Genomic DNA, 15,060 nt, shown 5'->3' with positions numbered 1-15,060 from the left:
CGAACGGCGACGCGTGGTCAGGTGCCGTTACGGGCGCCGCGGGCCAGTCGGTCGGCCGCGCGGGCGGCGACCGACATGATGGTCAGCGCCGGGTTGGCGCTGCCCTGGGTGGGCAGCACGCTGCCGTCGGTGATGTACACGTTGGGGACCGCGAACGTGCGGCAGTCGGCGTCGACCACGCCGTGCTCCTCGTCGGCCGCCATCCGCGCACCGCCCACGAGGTGGGCGTAGCGGTCGATGGTGATGACCTCGTCCGCCCCGGCGGCGTGCAGGATGTCCTCCATGACGCTCTGGGCGGCCTTCATCAGGGCGGTGTCGTTGTCGCACTGGGAGTAGGAGAAGTGCGCGACCGGCAGCCCGTGGCGGTCCTTCTCGTCCGACAGGGTCACGCGGTTGTCCGGCTGCGCCAGGAACTCGCACAGCGCGCCCAGGCACGACCAGTGCACGTAGTCGCTCATGTACTCCCGGAGGTCGGACCCCCAGTGGCCCTGGGCCGAGATGTGCTCGGCCCACGTGATGGGCAGTGGCGACACGGTCTGGATCGAGAAGCCCCGCTGGTACGGCTTGCTGGGGTCGGTCTCGTAGAACGCCTCGGTGCTGACCTCGGGGGGCGGCGCCTTGTACATGCGTACCTCGGCGTCGAACCGGCCGGCGGTCTGCGGAGCGCCCTGCACCATCAGGTAGCGGCCGACCTGGTCGAAGTCGTTGCCGATCCCCTCGGGGAAGCGGTCGCACGCCGAGTTGAGCAGCAGCCGGGGGGTCTCGATCGAGTACCCGGCGACGGCCACCATGGTGGCCCGCTGGAACCGCGCCACCCCGTCGCGCACGTAGTGCACCCCGGTGGCCCGGCCGGTGCGCTCGTCGATCTCGATCCTCGTGACCATGGCGTTGGCGCGCACCTCGGCGCCGTGCGCGAGGGCATCGGGGATGTGCGTGATGAGCGGCGAGGCCTTCGCGTTCACCTTGCACCCCTGCAGGCAGAAGCCGCGGTAGATGCAGTGCGCCCGGTTGCCGAACCGGCCGTTGACGATGGCGACGGGGCCGACCTTGGCGGTCACGCCGAGCTTCTCGGCGCCCCGCAGGAAGATCTCGCCGTTGCCGCCGACCGGATGGGGGCGGTAGGGGTAGGAGTGCGGGTCGCCCCAGGGCCATTCCTCGCCGGCCACCGGGAGCTCCTCCTCGATGGCCTCGTAGTAGGGCTTGAGGTCGGCGTAGTCGATCGGCCAGTCGGCCCCCACCCCGTCGCGGGTGTAGGTCTCGAAGTCGCTGGGGTGGAAGCGGGGGGTGTAGCCGGCGTAGTGCACCATCGAGCCGCCGACGCCCCGGCCGGAGTTGTTCGACCCCAGGGGCACCGGGTCCGACCCTGAGATGACCCGCGGCTCGGTCCAGTAGAGGTGGTGCGACCCGGCCTCGTCACTGACCCAGTCGGTGTCGGGGTCCCAGAACGGGCCGGCGTCCAGGGCCACCACCCGCCACCCGGCCCGGGCCAGCCGCTGGATCATCGTCGAGCCCCCGGCCCCGCAGCCCACGACGACCAGGTCGACCTCGTCGGTGTCGTCGAAGCGGCGCATGTCGTGCCGCAGGCGGTGGTTGGTCCGGGTGCCGTCGGCCGGCAGCAGCCACGCCGACTCGTTCCGGTCGCGCACGGAGCTCATCGCGTCCTCCGCAGGGGGTCGTCCGACGGGATGGCGTCGTGGACCTCGTACGGCTCGAGCCGGTCCACGCCGATGTTCTTGTAGCCGCGCGGGTAGGCCGGCCCGGAGAAGCCGATCTCGTTCCACGCGGTGGGGTGGGAGTAGAAGGCGGTGCAGGCGTACCGCGTCCAGAGGCTCCAGACGTGCCCGGCCGGGAGCCCGTGCCACGCGTCCGAGCCGCGGTCCTGCACGGCCTGGATGAGCGCGCTCTGCTCGTCGTGGGTGCAGGTCGCGAAGCCGGAGCCGTACTGCTCCTGCGCGTCCGCGTCGAGGCCGGCGAGGGTGTCGCGCCACGCCTGGCCGTCGGCCGGCATGTCGTGGTAGTGCCAGCCGTCGGTACGGTGCTCGGCCAGCCGGGCGTCGATGAGGTTCACGACCGGCACCCGGGAGCCCGTCCCGTCGTCCTCGTCGGGCTGGCCCAGCAGCCGGTCGCACAGCGCGGTGGCCACGGCCTGCTCGGCCGGGGTGAAGAAGCGGATGTCGGGCGGCATGCCGACGCGCGAGAGCACCACGCCCGACGTCACCGCGTCCCAGTGGCCGCTCTGCTCGAGGACGTCGTACCCGGGGAACCGCACGGGCGGGGCGCCGCTGGTGCGGGAGGGGCCCGCACCGGGGGGCCGCGTCACTGCTCGCGTCGCAGGACGGCGGCCAGCAGGCCCATGCCACCGACCATCGTGACCAGCAGCGGGGCCAGCAGCGGCGGACCCATCTCGAGGTTGTAGCGCGCGTTGCGCCATCCCCCCGGCTTCTGGGCGATACCCCGTGCGTGCAGGTAGACCCCCTGCACGCCGACGACGACGATGGCGGCCGAGGCGACGGGCAGGGCCGTCTTGGCCATCCGGCGGCTGAAGAACCCGGCGATGCCGGCGGCCGCCCCGACCGGGCCCATCGCCACCGGCACCCACATCAGCTTGTTGCCGAAGCTGGCGGAGTCGTGCTCGAAGAAGATCTCGACGGCCGCGACCAGGGCACCGGCCGCGGTCAGCGCCGACAGGCTGCGCTCGAAGCGCCCGGTCTCGATGTTGCGGACCATGCGGTCGATCCCGTGCAGGACGGGCTCGGTCGTCAGGTCGGATGCAGGAGCTGGTGCCATCCCCGGTCCTCTCGGTTGCTCGCTGACGCCCGGCCCCCGGTGTCCCGGATGTCATGGCGCAGCATTGATTGCGTTAGTGCAACCATATGGCAAATGTTTGCGTTTACGCAACTAAAGGGGACACTGGTCCGGTGACGACCGAGAGAGAGACAGCACCCGTGAGCACCGGCCGACGGCCCGACCCCGCCCCGACGCCGCCGGGGTCGGCCGGCGGCATCCCGCCGTCCGGCGCCCAGTACCCGATCACCCACGGGGACCAGCACGCGACCGTCGTGGAGGTCGGGGGCGGCATCCGCGCGTACGAGGTCGGGGGCCGTGACGTGCTGCAGCCGTACGCCCTCGACCAGATGTGCGACGGAGCCCACGGCGCGCCGCTCGTGCCGTGGCCCAACCGGCTCGGTGACGGGCGCTACCGCTTCGACGGGGAGGACCACCAGGTCCCGCTGACCGAGCCGGAGAAGGGGAACGCCATCCACGGCTTCCTGCGCTGGCAGCCCTGGAGCTGTGTGACGCACGAGGAGGGGCACGTGGTCATGGGCACCACGCTCTTCCCCCGGCCCGGGTACCCCTTCACGCTGGGAGTGCGCGTCGGCTACCGCCTCGACGACGAGGGGCTGAGCGTCACGACGTCGGCGACCAACCTCGGGGACCGCCCCGCCCCCTACGCGTGCGGCCAGCACCCGTATCTCGCACCGGCGGACGGTCTGGTCGACGACTGCACCCTGCGGCTGGAGGCGAGCACGCGCATCCTCACCGACCCGCAGCGCCAGCTGCCCACCGGCCGCGAGGACGTCACGGGGACCGCGTACGACTTCCGGGAGGGGCGGCGGCTGGGCGACCTCGCGGTCGACGACGCCTTCACCGACCTGCGGCGCGACGAGCGGGGCCGGGCGTGGGTCAGCCTCGAGAGCGCCGACGGCGAGGTCGTGGGGCTGTGGGTCGACCGGGCCTACCCCGTGGTCGAGATCTTCACCGGTGACACCCTGGCGCCGGACCGGCGGCGCCGCGGTCTCGGCGCGGAACCCATGACCGGCCCTCCCAACGCGTTCCAGAGCGGCATCGGGGTGGCCCGGCTCGACCCGGGCGACACCTTCCGCGCCACGTGGGGCGTGTCGCTCGCGCGGCGCGGCGACGGGGGCGCCCGCCGGGCCTGAGCCGGGACGCCCAGGCCGCCGCGCGCCCCGGTGTGCCGCACCTCACGGGCCGGCCCCGGCGGGGAGAGGGCCCGGCCCTGGTGCCCGGCCCGGGCACGCAGGACACTGGAGGTGGACCCGCCCCGGGGCCCGCTCGTCACGAGGAGGCCGCGATGTCCGCGCCACCCACCACCACGTCACTGCCGCCGGTGCCCGACGACGGGGCCGGGCCGGAGCTGCGGCACCCGGCGACCCCGGCGCAGCTGGCCTGGCTCGAGCACCAGCTCGGCGCCTGGCGGGCCGAGGGCCTGGTCGACGACGTCGCCGCCCGCGCCATCCGCGGCCGCTACGTCGCCCACCGCCGCGTCACCCTGGTGCGCATCGTGCTCACCCTCGGGGCGCTGTTCGTGGGTCTCGGCCTCATCTGGCTGGTCGTGGCCAACCTCGACGCGCTCTCGCTCGCGCTGCGCCTGGTCCTGGTCGTGCTGCTCTGGGTCGGGCTGGTCGTGGCGGCCGAGGCGCTGGCGCGGCGCCGGGCCCGCGCGGGCGGGGTCGCGTCCCCGGTCGTCGGCGCCGTCCGGCTGCTCGCCGCGGGGGCGTTCGGGGCCGCGGTCTTCCAGGCGGCCCAGACCCTGGGCCTGTCGCTGGACGACCCGACGCTGGTGGGGGTGTGGGCGCTCGGCGCCCTCGTGCACGCGTACGTGTGGGTCGCCGTCGGGCCGACCGTCCTCGGGGTCCTGCTCGCCACGTTCTGGCTGCTGTCGAGGTGGGCCGAGGAGGACGACGACGGGTCGGGCGTGACGCTGGGCGTCGCGGCCGCGGCGCTGCTGGCGGTGGCCGTGGGGGCGCTGCATCACCGGCTCCCGGACCACGCGCGGCGGGCGCTCGCCGTGCCCTGGCGCGAGGTCGGCGCCGGCCTGGGGCTGGGCGCGCTCTTCGTGGCGGCGCTGCGCTCCGGGGCCCCCGACCGGGGGACGCCGGCCTCGGTGTGGGTGGTCGTGGCCGTCGCGCTGGTGGTGGCGGTCGCAGGGGTGCTCACCGGCGACCGGCTCGACCGGCTCGAGGTCGGGCTGGCCACGGCCGTCCTCGCCCTCGTGGTGGTGCTGGCGCTGTGGCGACCCTCGAGCGGCGCCCTGCGCACCGGGGAGCTCACCGGCGGTGACTGGGTGCGGGCCGTCGTCACCGTCGTGGCCTACCTCGCCGTCGCCAGCGGCACCGCGGTGCTCGGCGGCCTGCGCGACTCCGACCGGCTCACCTGGCTCGCGACCGCTGCGCTGGTCGTCTTCACGACCACCCAGGCGTTCGCGGTCTTCGCCCCCGTGCTATCCGGCTCGGTGCTGTTCCTGGCCGTCGGGGTGGTGCTGCTGGGCACCGGCGTGCTCGCCGACCGCGGGCGGCGCCGCGTGGTGCGCGAGGGGCGTGCGGCCCGCGCCTGAGCCGCCCCCCTCGCCGGCCCGGTGGCGGGGTCAGGCGGTGACGGCCTCGGCGTCGTCGGCCGCGTCGTCCTCGGGCCCGACGTCGGCGGGGTCCTCGAGCGGCCGCAGGAGGAGGGCCCGGGCGTCGGCCAGCGGTACCGGGCGCGACCAGAGGAAGCCCTGGCCGCGGCCGCAGGCCCGTTCCTCGAGCCAGGCGGCCTGCTCGAGGGTCTCGACCCCCTCGGCGACCGTCTGCAGCCGCAGCGAGCGGCTCATCTCGAGGATGGCCAGCGTCACCGAGGCCGAGTGGTCCTCGGCGCACACCCGGTCGATGAAGGACTTGTCGACCTTGAGGATGTCGACCGGCAGCTGCGAGAGGTAGCTGAGCGAGCTGTAGCCGGTGCCGAAGTCGTCGATGGCGATCGAGACCCCGATGGCGCGCAGGCCGTTCAGGGCGCGCTCGGCGGCCTCGAAGTCGTCGAGCAGGACCGACTCGGTGACCTCGAGCACGAGCCGCTGCGAGCGCAGGCCCGACTCGCGCAGCACCCGCGCGACCTCCTCGACGAAGCCGGGGCGGACCAGCTGCTGCGACGAGACGTTGACGCCCATCGACGGCGCGTCGTCGCCCTCGCCCATCGTCACGGCGGCGCGGCACGCCTCGCGCAGCACCCAGGACCCGAGCGGGACCACGAGGCCCGAGCGCTCGGCCATCGGGATGAACTCGGCCGGCCCGACGAGCCCGCGCTCGGGGTGCTGCCAGCGCACGAGCGCCTCGAAGCCGGTGACGGTGCGCGAGGCCAGGTCGATCGTGGGCTGGAAGTGCAGCACCAGCTCGCCGCCGTCGATGGCGCGCTGCAGCTCGTTCTGCAGGGCCATGACCTCGAGCGAGGCGGCCTGGCGGGCGGTGTCGTAGACCGAGACCGAGCTCTTGCCGTGCTCCTTGGCCCAGTACATGGCGATGTCGGCGTCGCGCAGCATCTCCTCGCCCGACGCCTCGCCGGTGCGGGAGGTGGTGACGCCCACGCTGGCGCGGACCGTCCACACGGTGCCGTCGATCTCGACCGGCTCGGCCAGCGCCTCGAGCACGCGCTCGGCGACGGTGACGGCCCAGCTCTCGTCGACGTCCTCCATCAGGACCGCGAACTCGTCGCCGCCCAGCCGGGCGACGGTGTCGGAGGGCCGGACGGCGCCGCGCAGCCGGTCGGCCACCACCACGAGGAGCCGGTCGCCGACGGAGTGCCCGCGGGTGTCGTTGACCAGCTTGAAGTCGTCGAGGTCCCAGAACAGCACCGCCGCGGTGCCGCCGCCCTGCCGCCGGAGCGCGTGGTCGAGGCGGTCGCAGAAGAGGGCACGGTTCGCGAGGCCGGTCAGCGAGTCGTGGAAGGCCTGGTGGGCGAGCTCCTCGGCCAGGCTGTGCTGGTCGGTGACGTCGCGCAGGGTCAGCACCCAGGCGGCGACGGCGGGTTCGTCGAGCAGGTTGGTCAGGGTGCCCTCGGCGACCAGGTCGCGCCCGTCCTGGTGGACCAGGCGCACCCGCACCGTCTGGTCGCCCTGGCGGCCGATGCCCACCATCCGCAGCACCTCCACCGCGCCCTCGCCGAGCAGGTGGCCCAGCGGGCGGCCGGTGTGGGCCTCGGGGTGGCGGCCCAGCATCGTCGCGGCCGACGGGGTGACGAAGGACGCGGTGCCGTCGGGCTCGACCAGGACCACCAGGTCGGCACTGTTCTGCACCAGGGCCAGCAGCCGCCGCTCGCGCTGGTCGACGACGTGCTGGGCGGTCAGGCGGTGCTCCATCTCGCGGTGGCGGTCGACGAGCCGGCGGAACCAGACGAACCAGCCCAGCGAGGCGATGATCAGCAGGGCGGCGTGGAGGGCGAGGGCCGCCCATCCGCGGGCGCTGGTGGCGGCCCGCAGGTCGGCCGCGACAGCGTCGTCGGCCACGCGCAGCGACGCCAGCGCCGCCGGGTCGGACGGGTCGGCGCGGAACGCGCGCGCGCTGTCGACCAGCGCGGCCCCGGCGGTCCCCGGCGTCGTGTCGACCCCGGCCGCCACGAGCGCCTGCACCGCGCGGTCGACGGTGTTCGTGGCGCCCTCGGCCGAGGCCGGCGTCAGGGAGCCGAGCGTGCCGGACAGGGCGGACGCGGCCTCGCGCTGCCGGTCGAGGGCGTCACCGAGGTGCCAGACCCCCGTGAGGAGCGCCATCTCGAGGACCACGACCAGGACCGTGCCGACCACCGTCGCCGTGGTGCGCAGGCGGGTCTGTCCGCGTCGGGCCATCACGGCACTCCCTCGTCGAGGTGCACGACCAGGACGCGGGCACTCGTCCGCCACGCTACGTCGGCGCTCGCAGCGGCCGGGGCGCCTCGCGCGGGGGAGTGGCCATTCGACGGATGCCGGGTCGGCTGCTCGGCGTCCGCGACCTGGCCCCGGACGGCACGAGGCCGCCGCGGCTCATGGCACGCGGCGGCCTCGTGGTCGAGGGGTGGGGGTCAGCAGGTCGACTTGTACGCCGCCTTGCCACCCTCACCGGACAGGTTGTCCTTGGTGATGATGGTGAAGCCCGTCTGGATCTTCTTCTCGACCGAGCCGCCGGTCAGGGCGGCGTCCGCCTGCTCGACGCCGTCGCTGCCGATGGTGTCGGGCTGCTGGGCGACCAGGGCCTGGACGGTGCCGTCCTGGAGGGCCTTGATCTGGTTCGGCCCCGCGTCGAAGCCGACGATGGTGACGCCCTTGGCGCCCGCCTGGCGGACACCGGTGGCCGAGCCCTCGGCGGCGAACAGGTTGGTGGCGAAGATGCCCACGATGTCGGGGTCCTTCTGCAGCGCGGCCGAGACGAGGTTCGCGGCCGTGGCCGGGTCGTTGTGGCTGTACTGCACGCCGAGGTACTGGAAGGAGCTGTCGGCCTTCGCGGCGTCCTCGAAGCCCTTGACGCGGGCGTCGGTGGTGGAGATGCCCGGGTCGACGGAGATCACCAGCACCTTGCCGCCGCTGGGCTTGGCGCCCTTGATGGCGTCGAAGGCGGCCTTCCCGCCACCGATGTTGTCGGAGCTGATCTGGGAGACCGCGAACGACGGGTCGTTGACGGTGGTGTCGACGAGGACGACCTTGATGCCGGCGGCCGCAGCCTGCTGCAGGGGTGCCTGCATGGCCTGCACGTCGGTGGGGGCGACCAGGAGGGCGGCCGGCTTGGAGGCCGTGACCGAGTCGACGATCGGCTTCTGCAGCGTGGGGTCGAACTTCTGCGGCCCCTGCGTGGTGACGGTGTAGCCGAGCTCCTTGGCCTTGGCCTCGATCCCGCACTTCATCGTGATGTAGAACTCGTCGCCGGCGACGCCCTGGACGAAGGCGATGGTCTTGTTGGTGCTGCCGCCGGCGGCGCTGCCGCTGCCGGAGCTGCTGGCGGTGGGCGCTCCGGTGGAGCAGGCCGCGAGGGCCAGGACGGAGCCGATGCCGGCCGCGGTGATCCTGAAGGTGCTGCTGCGCATCTGTGGTGCCTTTCTGGAAGGGGTGACGTCGTTGTCGGTGCTGCTGGTGGTGCGGGTGCTGCGTCTGACGGGTGGAACGGTGGGACGGGTGGAACGCATGAGGAGGGCGGAACCCCTGGGGAGGGTCACCCTCGGCCGCCGCTGGCGGAGGTGCGGCGCTGCTGGTCGACGTAGACGGCGGTGATGAGGATCGAGCCGACGGCCACGGTCTGCCAGTAGGGGGAGACGCCGATGATGACGAAGCCCGACTGGAGGACCGCCGGGATGAAGAGGCCGACCATCGAGCCGAACATCGAGCCCTGGCCACCGAAGATCGACGTCCCGCCGATGACCACGGCGGCGATGACGTTGAGGTTGGTCAGGGACTGGCCGGCGATCGTCGTCGTCCCGTACTGGGCGAGCGAGAGGATGCCGGCGACCCCGGCGAGGAGGCCCGAGAGCGCGTATATCTGCACGAGCTTGCGGTCGACGTTGATGCCGACCCGCCGCGCCGAGGTCTCGTTGGAGCCGATGGCGTAGGTGTAGCGGCCGAAGCGGGTGCGGTGCAGCATGATCCCGCCGAGGATGACGATCACCAGCGCGATGATGGTGATGACCGGGATGCCCGCGAGCCGCCCGTAGCCGATGTTGTCCTGGAGGACCACGGGGGCCGAGCGGACGTCGAGCCCACCGGTGAGGATCTGGGCCACACCGAGCGCGACCGAGAGCGTGCCGAGGGTGACGATGAGCGGCGGCACGTTGGCCTTGGCCACCAGGAACCCGTTGAGCGAGCCCCAGAGGACCCCCACGACCACCGACAGGACCAGGCCGATGACGGCCGTGCCCCATCCCTTGTCGCCCATCGACTCCATGACCTTGGCGGCGACGACCGACGAGACCACCAGGACCGAGCCGACCGAGAGGTCGATGCCCGAGGTGATGATGACGAAGGTCATCCCGACGGCGAGGACGGCCCAGATCGAGACGTTCTGCGCGATGTTGGTGATGTTGCCGGCCGTCAGGAACGTCGACGGCGACAGCACCCCGAAGACGGCCACGATGACGACGAGAACCCCGAGGATCCACACCGACTGCATCGCCTTGACCCGCTCGAGCGGGCTGTCGTGGTGGGCCGTGGTCTCGATGACCGGGGCCGCCGACTCGGTACGGGTGCTCATGCCGCTCCCTCCTTGCTGTCGAGTGCTCCGGTCATGGCGCCGACGAGCTGCTCGACGCTGGTGTCGGCGCCGCGGTACGTGGCGACGCGTCGCCCGAGCCGCAGCACCTGGACGCGGTCGGCGACCTCGAGGACGTGCGGCATCGAGTGCGAGATGAGGACGACGGCGATACCGCGGTCGCGCACCTTCTTGATGGTGTCGAGGACGTTGCGGGTCTGGACCACACCCAGGGCGGCCGTGGGCTCGTCGAGGAAGAGGACCTTGTCGGCCCACGCGACGGCCCGGGCGATGGCCACGGTCTGCTTCTGCCCGCCCGACATCGAGCCGACCGGGGTGACGACGCTGCGTACCGCCGACCCGAGCTCGGTGAACGCCTGGGCCGAGCGCTTGCGCATCTGCGGGGTGTCCATGAAGCCGAGGTGGCCGAGGATGCCGCCGCGCATGACCTCGCGGCCGAGGAACATGTTCTGGGCGGCGTCCAGGTGGGGGGCCAGCGCGAGGTCCTGGTGCACGACCTCGATGCCGACCCGCGAGGCGTCCTGCGGGGTGGTGAAGTGCACCGGTTCGCCCTGGAAGCGGATCTCGCCCTCGTCGACGTCGAGGTTGCCCGTGAGCGCCTTGACCAGGGTCGACTTGCCCGCGCCGTTGTCGCCGATCAGCGCGACGACCTCGCCGGCCTCGACGTCGAAGTCGACGCCGTCGAGGGCCTGGACCCGGCCGAAGCGGCGGCGCAGGCCGGTCGCCTCGAACAGGGCGGTCACGCCCTCACCTCGCGGTAGGACCGGGCCCGGCCCTCGATGATGCCGCAGTACTCGTCGAGCCGTCGGCGGCCGGTGTCGGACAGGAAGGCGACGCGCTCGTCGTGGTCCATCGCCACGGCCTCGCGCCAGACCGAGCGGCCGGCGATGAAGCCGCTGGCCCCGCCCTCGTCGCAGCTGACCCGCAGCACGTCGGCGAACTCGTCGGACGAGACACCGGCCGAGAGCACGGCCCACGGCGACGAGATGCGCTCGGCCAGGCGGCGGCACGCCTCGGGGCTGCCCGGGTACTCGAGCTTGAGCAGGGTCGGGTGCAGGTCGTCGATGAGGACGGCGGCCTCGATGATGGCGTCGGCGCGGGCCTCGGGGGAGAGGGCCTCCTCGCCGGCCAGCGGGAAGATCAGGTTCTCGACGACCGAGGGCACGCCCACGGCGTCGCAGTCGGCGATGAGGGTGCGCATGACCTCGACGGCCTCGGCGGTGGTGTCGCGGCCGTCGTCGCCGGCGCGGCGGTCGGCGCGGACCTGGACGAGGAACTTCATGGCGTCGGCGCCGCTGTCACTGACCCAGGCGGCGTCCTGGGCCGGGTCGAGCGAGACGACGGGCTCGCCGTGGTGGGTGCCGCGGCTGGCCGGCTCGGCGGCCAGGAGGATGCCGTACTTCGCGTCGGTCTCGGCGAGCTTCGAGGCGGGCATCCCGTAGGTCGGGTCGACCAGGAAGGCCGAGGCGCTGCCGGCGAGGGAGGCGATCATGTCGCGCTTGAGGGCGGTGATCTCCTCGTCGGTGGTGTCGGGCCGGTCGACGGCCGCGAGCATGCGCTTGAGGGTGCCGCGCTGGTCCATCGCGAGGACGGCGAAGGTGCCGGCCTCGGTGGCGATGGCGTCGAGCCCGGTGGTGGTGGTCGTCATGGGGTGATCTCCTCGGTGATGGGGGTCTGTGCTGCTGCGGTGGGGCGTGCGGGGACGGTCGCGAGGCGGCGGCTGAACCACTCCGCGGGGGGCCGACGGTCGGGTCCCGGGCCGTCGGGGGATCGGGCGGCCCAGGCGCCGAACCGTGCGGCGCCCCAGGTGCCGGGCTGCTCGACCTCGGCGACCTCGACCAGGGGGGCCAGGACCTCGCGGGCCTGGACGATGGACCGCATCCGGGTCCAGCCGCCGGCCACCACGAGGTGGTCGACGCCGGCGCCGGCCGCGTGCAGCGTGGCCAGCAGCTGGCGGCCGCGGGCCGTGCCGCCGTCGAGGGCCGCCCGCCAGACGTGGGCCGGGGTGTGCGCCTCGGAGCCGAGGTGGATGCCGACCTCGTGGTCCTCCATGTGGAAGCCGGTGATGCGCACGCCGGCGGTGTCGCCGGGGGCCAGGGCCAGGGTGGCGGCGTCGAGGGCGCCGCGCGCCGGTTCGTGCTCGGCGCCGAGGACCCGCTGGACCCGCTTGAGGACCAGGCCGGTGCGGGTGCCGCCGATGAAGCCGGTGCTGCCCCGTACGACGTGGGGGTAGACCGAGATGCCCTCGAGGGCCAGCTGCCGCACCACGGCGGGCTCCGGTACGTGCGAGGCCGCGGCCAGGTAGGCCTCGGCGGTCCCGAAGCTGTCGAGGGCCGAGCCCGGCGCGCCGCATCCCACCGCGGCCGCGGCGACCGCGTGGTCGTGGCCGGCGACGGTGAGCACGGCACCGCGCAGGGTGGGGACCGGGTGGTCCTGGCGCACGGTCCCGGCGGGGGCGCCCGCCGAGACGATGGCGGGCAGGAAGTCGGCGCCGACACCGAGGTGGTCGAGGGCCGGCATCCACGGGCCGTCGGTGTGAACGTCGAGCAGGCCGGTGCGGCCCAGCAGCGAGAGCTCGGCGACGCGGCGGCCGCCGAGGTTGAGGATGACCCACTCGGGCACCGAGAGCCACTGCAGGCCGCGCAGCTCGAGGCCCTCGTCGCGCAGCCACAGCAGCTTGAAGAAGGAGGCGACGTGGCTGACGGGGAGGCCGGTGTAGGCCGGGAAGGCCTCGGCCAGGGCCGGCGGCAGGGCCGCGGCCTGCTCGGAGCCGCGCGGGTCGTGCCAGGCGATGACGGGCGAGTGGGCGTGGCCCTCGGCGTCGACCAGCACCCCGGCCTCGGCCATCGAGGTGAACCCGACCGACCGCACGGTCACGTCGGGGCCGAGCGCGGCGGCGGTCTCGGCCAGCAGGGCCTCGACCGCGTCGAGCACCGACTGCGGGCTGCGGTCGAGCCGCCCCTGGCCCTGCTCGCGCCACGCGGTGGCGGCGGAGCGGTCGAGGAGGGCGAGACCGTCCGGGGTGACGGCGCACACCTTCGTGACGGTGGTGCCGAGGTCGAACCCGAGGTCGACGACGCTCATACGCCCTCCCTCGGCGCCAGCTCGCCGGACCCGCGGGCCACGAGGAGGGTGGGCAGGACGGTGTCGAGCACCTCGGCCGTGGGGTCCTGGATGCGGCGCACGAGATGGTCGAAGGCGGTGTCGGCCAACGCGACCGGCCGCTGGTCGACGACGGTGGTGGGCGGGGTCATCAGCTCGGCCACGGGGTAGTCGCCGAAGATGACGAGGGCGACGTCCTGCCGGTGCAGCCGCTGCTGGGCCCGCAGGACCCCCAGGCCCATCATGGGTGAGGCGGCGAAGACGGCGGTGGGGGCGTCGGCCGTCGCGAGCATCGCCAGCGCGTAGGGGTAGGCCTCGTCGCTGGTCCAGGCCCGGGTCTCGACCAGCTGCGGGACGATCTCGATGCCGGCCTCGGTGAGGGCCCGCTCGTACCCGTTGTAGCGGTCGACGAGGGTGTCGAACGCGGAGAGCTTGCCCAGGAAGCCGATCCGCCGGTGGCCGCGAGCCACCAGGTGGCGCACGGCGTCGGTGGCGCCCTGCTCGTCGGTGACCCGCACGACGTCCTTGGAGGTGACGCCGCACTTGCGGTCGATCACCACCACCGGCACGTCGTCCGGGAGGGCCTCCTCGACGGTGCGGGTGTCGCCGAACGGCGCGACGATCAGGCCGGCGACCCCGCGCCGCGCGAGGCGGCGGATCTGGGTGCGCATGCGCGTCTCGTCCATCCCGGTGGACGCGACCAGGACGTCCATCCCGACGTCCATGGCGCGCGCCTCGATGACCGCGATCACCTGGGCGAAGAAGGGGTCGTCGACCGAGTCGACGACGACGCCGACGGTGGGGAGCTTGCCGCCGCCGAGCCGCTGGGCGGCCGGGTCGGGGTGGTACTGGAGCAGCTCGATGGCGGCGCGGACGCGAGCCACGGTCTCGCTGCGGACGTTGGGGGCCTCGTTGATGACGCGTGAGACGGTCTTGATCGAGAAGCCCGACTCACGGGCCACGTCGTAGATGGTGGGGCGGCTCATGCCGGCACCCCCGCGGGGAGGCCGGCCAGGGCGGGGGCCACGAGCGCGGCGTCGAGCATCCCGCCGGTCTCGTGCTGCACGGCCGCGGCGGCGACGGCCATCCCGTACCGCACGGCCTCGACGTCGCCGGCCCCGCGCAGCAGGGCGTCGGAGACCCCGCCGAGGAAGGAGTCGCCGGCGCCGATGGGGTTGGCGACGGGGACGCGGGCGGCCCCGATCCACCAGGTGCCGGCCGCGGTGGTGAGGGCGGCCCCGTGGGATCCGGCGGTGACGACGGCCCGGCGGGCGCCCCGCTCGTGCAGGACGCGGGAGGCGTCGAGGCAGCGGTCGACGAGGTCGTCGCCGGACTCCTCGACGTGCTCGTCGGCGCGCCCGTGCAGGAGGGCCTCGGCCTCGCCCACGTTGGGGCTCACGAGGTCGGGGCCGCTGGGGAGGGTGGCGGCCAGGACGGCCGGGGCGCCGTCGACGTAGGCCTCGAGGCCGCGCTCGTGGGCGGCCTCGACGACGCGGCCGTAGGTGTCGAGCGGGAGGCCGGGCGGCAGCGAGCCCGAGCACGCGACGCCGGGGGCGCTCGCCAGCTCGGCCCGGACGCGGGGGAGGAAGGACTCGGGGTCCCAGTCCTCGGGCTCGGGGCCGCGGCCGTTGACGACCGTGACGCGCCCGCCGTCCTCGAGGAAGATCAGCGCGACGCGGCCGGGGCCGCGGTGCGGCACGGGGACGAAGTCGCAGCCCTCGGCGGCCAGCAGCTGCGCGAAGCGCGGGTCGTCGGCGGGGGAGAGTCCGATGAGGCGGTGCTCGCGGCCCAGGGCTCGCAGGGTGCGGCAGACGTTGACCCCCTTGCCGCCGGCGGTGGAGGCGGTGCGGCGCGACCGGCTGACAGTGCCCGGCGCGAGCGCGGCGAGCCACGTCGTCACGTCGGTGCACGTGTTGGGGGTCACGACCAACAACGGAGGGCCTCCTCGCCCGTGAGACAGCGC

Annotated in this window: 13 protein-coding genes; 2 read left to right on the top strand and 11 right to left on the bottom strand. The window is 73.9% G+C overall.

Annotation, left to right across the window (positions count from 1 at the left end; translation table 11 throughout):
- Positions 1-17: 17 nt before the first annotated feature.
- Genes ATL31_RS10500 through ATL31_RS10490 form a run of 3 tightly spaced genes read right to left on the bottom strand, consistent with a single transcriptional unit; the run spans position 18 to position 2,787 of the window.
- Positions 18-1,655, bottom strand: coding sequence for a GMC family oxidoreductase (locus ATL31_RS10500; protein WP_101395723.1), 1,638 nt, complete (start codon positions 1,653-1,655; stop codon positions 18-20).
- On the bottom strand, positions 1,652-2,320 hold the full coding sequence (locus ATL31_RS10495) for a gluconate 2-dehydrogenase subunit 3 family protein (protein WP_245862261.1): 669 nt from the start codon (positions 2,318-2,320) through the stop codon (positions 1,652-1,654). Before ATL31_RS10495 ends, ATL31_RS10500 begins: the two co-directional genes overlap by 4 nt.
- Positions 2,317-2,787 carry a hypothetical protein gene (locus ATL31_RS10490; RefSeq protein WP_211284010.1) on the bottom strand — a complete coding sequence of 157 codons (471 nt, stop codon included), beginning with the start codon at positions 2,785-2,787 and terminating at the stop codon, positions 2,317-2,319. Before ATL31_RS10490 ends, ATL31_RS10495 begins: the two co-directional genes overlap by 4 nt.
- Positions 2,788-2,945: 158 nt before the next feature.
- On the opposite strand from ATL31_RS10490, the gene ATL31_RS10485 reads away from it, so the two are divergent.
- Together ATL31_RS10485 and ATL31_RS10480 are read left to right on the top strand one after the other, a co-directional pair.
- Positions 2,946-3,941, top strand: a complete 996-nt coding sequence (locus ATL31_RS10485; RefSeq protein ID WP_211284009.1) for an aldose 1-epimerase family protein — start codon at positions 2,946-2,948, stop codon at positions 3,939-3,941.
- Between the two features lie 152 nt (positions 3,942-4,093).
- Positions 4,094-5,356 (top strand): DUF2157 domain-containing protein, encoded by a 1,263-nt coding sequence (locus ATL31_RS10480; protein WP_101395720.1) that lies wholly within the window; start codon positions 4,094-4,096, stop codon positions 5,354-5,356.
- Between the two features lie 30 nt (positions 5,357-5,386).
- On the opposite strand, the gene ATL31_RS10475 is transcribed toward ATL31_RS10480, so the two are convergent.
- The 8 genes from ATL31_RS10475 to ATL31_RS10440 all read right to left on the bottom strand — a co-directional run bounded on the left by ATL31_RS10475 (position 5,387) and on the right by ATL31_RS10440 (position 15,021).
- Positions 5,387-7,612 carry a putative bifunctional diguanylate cyclase/phosphodiesterase gene (locus ATL31_RS10475; protein ID WP_143598377.1) on the bottom strand — a complete coding sequence of 742 codons (2,226 nt, stop codon included), beginning with the start codon at positions 7,610-7,612 and terminating at the stop codon, positions 5,387-5,389.
- A gap of 212 nt (positions 7,613-7,824) precedes the next feature.
- Complete coding sequence (locus tag ATL31_RS10470) at positions 7,825-8,820, bottom strand: ABC transporter substrate-binding protein (protein ID WP_101395718.1); 996 nt, start codon at positions 8,818-8,820, stop codon at positions 7,825-7,827.
- A gap of 125 nt (positions 8,821-8,945) precedes the next feature.
- Positions 8,946-9,977, bottom strand: a complete 1,032-nt coding sequence (locus ATL31_RS10465; protein ID WP_101395717.1) for an ABC transporter permease — start codon at positions 9,975-9,977, stop codon at positions 8,946-8,948.
- The gene (locus ATL31_RS10460; RefSeq protein ID WP_101395716.1) at positions 9,974-10,738 is read right to left on the bottom strand and encodes an ATP-binding cassette domain-containing protein; all 765 of its coding nucleotides are present in this window, start codon (positions 10,736-10,738) and stop codon (positions 9,974-9,976) included. The genes ATL31_RS10465 and ATL31_RS10460 overlap by 4 nt, the downstream gene beginning before the upstream one ends.
- On the bottom strand, positions 10,735-11,643 hold the full coding sequence (locus tag ATL31_RS10455; RefSeq protein WP_101395715.1) for a hypothetical protein: 909 nt from the start codon (positions 11,641-11,643) through the stop codon (positions 10,735-10,737). The genes ATL31_RS10460 and ATL31_RS10455 overlap by 4 nt, the downstream gene beginning before the upstream one ends.
- Positions 11,640-13,079, bottom strand: a complete 1,440-nt coding sequence (locus ATL31_RS10450; protein ID WP_101395714.1) for an FGGY family carbohydrate kinase — start codon at positions 13,077-13,079, stop codon at positions 11,640-11,642. Before ATL31_RS10450 ends, ATL31_RS10455 begins: the two co-directional genes overlap by 4 nt.
- On the bottom strand, positions 13,076-14,083 hold the full coding sequence (locus ATL31_RS10445) for a LacI family DNA-binding transcriptional regulator (RefSeq protein ID WP_101395713.1): 1,008 nt from the start codon (positions 14,081-14,083) through the stop codon (positions 13,076-13,078). Before ATL31_RS10445 ends, ATL31_RS10450 begins: the two co-directional genes overlap by 4 nt.
- On the bottom strand, positions 14,080-15,021 hold the full coding sequence (locus tag ATL31_RS10440; RefSeq protein WP_158239837.1) for a 1-phosphofructokinase family hexose kinase: 942 nt from the start codon (positions 15,019-15,021) through the stop codon (positions 14,080-14,082). The genes ATL31_RS10445 and ATL31_RS10440 overlap by 4 nt, the downstream gene beginning before the upstream one ends.
- Positions 15,022-15,060 lie beyond the last annotated feature (39 nt).

This window comes from Phycicoccus duodecadis (assembly GCF_002846495.1).
GTDB lineage: Bacteria > Actinomycetota > Actinomycetes > Actinomycetales > Dermatophilaceae > Phycicoccus > Phycicoccus duodecadis.
Note: the sequence above shows the minus strand (reverse complement) of the source record. Positions and strands in the feature narration are given on the sequence as shown.

Bases quoted from the DNA above. Each gene is read 5' to 3' on its own strand.
- ATL31_RS10490 (WP_211284010.1), bottom strand. From the start codon at position 2,787: ATGGCACCAGCTCCTGCATCCGACCTGACGACCGAGCCCGTCCTGCAC.
- ATL31_RS10465 (WP_101395717.1), bottom strand. From the start codon at position 9,977: ATGAGCACCCGTACCGAGTCGGCGGCCCCGGTCATCGAGACCACGGCC.
- ATL31_RS10455 (WP_101395715.1), bottom strand. From the start codon at position 11,643: ATGACGACCACCACCACCGGGCTCGACGCCATCGCCACCGAGGCCGGC.
- ATL31_RS10445 (WP_101395713.1), bottom strand. From the start codon at position 14,083: ATGAGCCGCCCCACCATCTACGACGTGGCCCGTGAGTCGGGCTTCTCG.
- ATL31_RS10450 (WP_101395714.1), bottom strand. From the start codon at position 13,079: ATGAGCGTCGTCGACCTCGGGTTCGACCTCGGCACCACCGTCACGAAG.
- ATL31_RS10475 (WP_143598377.1), bottom strand. From the start codon at position 7,612: ATGGCCCGACGCGGACAGACCCGCCTGCGCACCACGGCGACGGTGGTC.
- ATL31_RS10480 (WP_101395720.1), top strand. From the start codon at position 4,094: ATGTCCGCGCCACCCACCACCACGTCACTGCCGCCGGTGCCCGACGAC.
- ATL31_RS10470 (WP_101395718.1), bottom strand. From the start codon at position 8,820: ATGCGCAGCAGCACCTTCAGGATCACCGCGGCCGGCATCGGCTCCGTC.
- ATL31_RS10500 (WP_101395723.1), bottom strand. From the start codon at position 1,655: ATGAGCTCCGTGCGCGACCGGAACGAGTCGGCGTGGCTGCTGCCGGCC.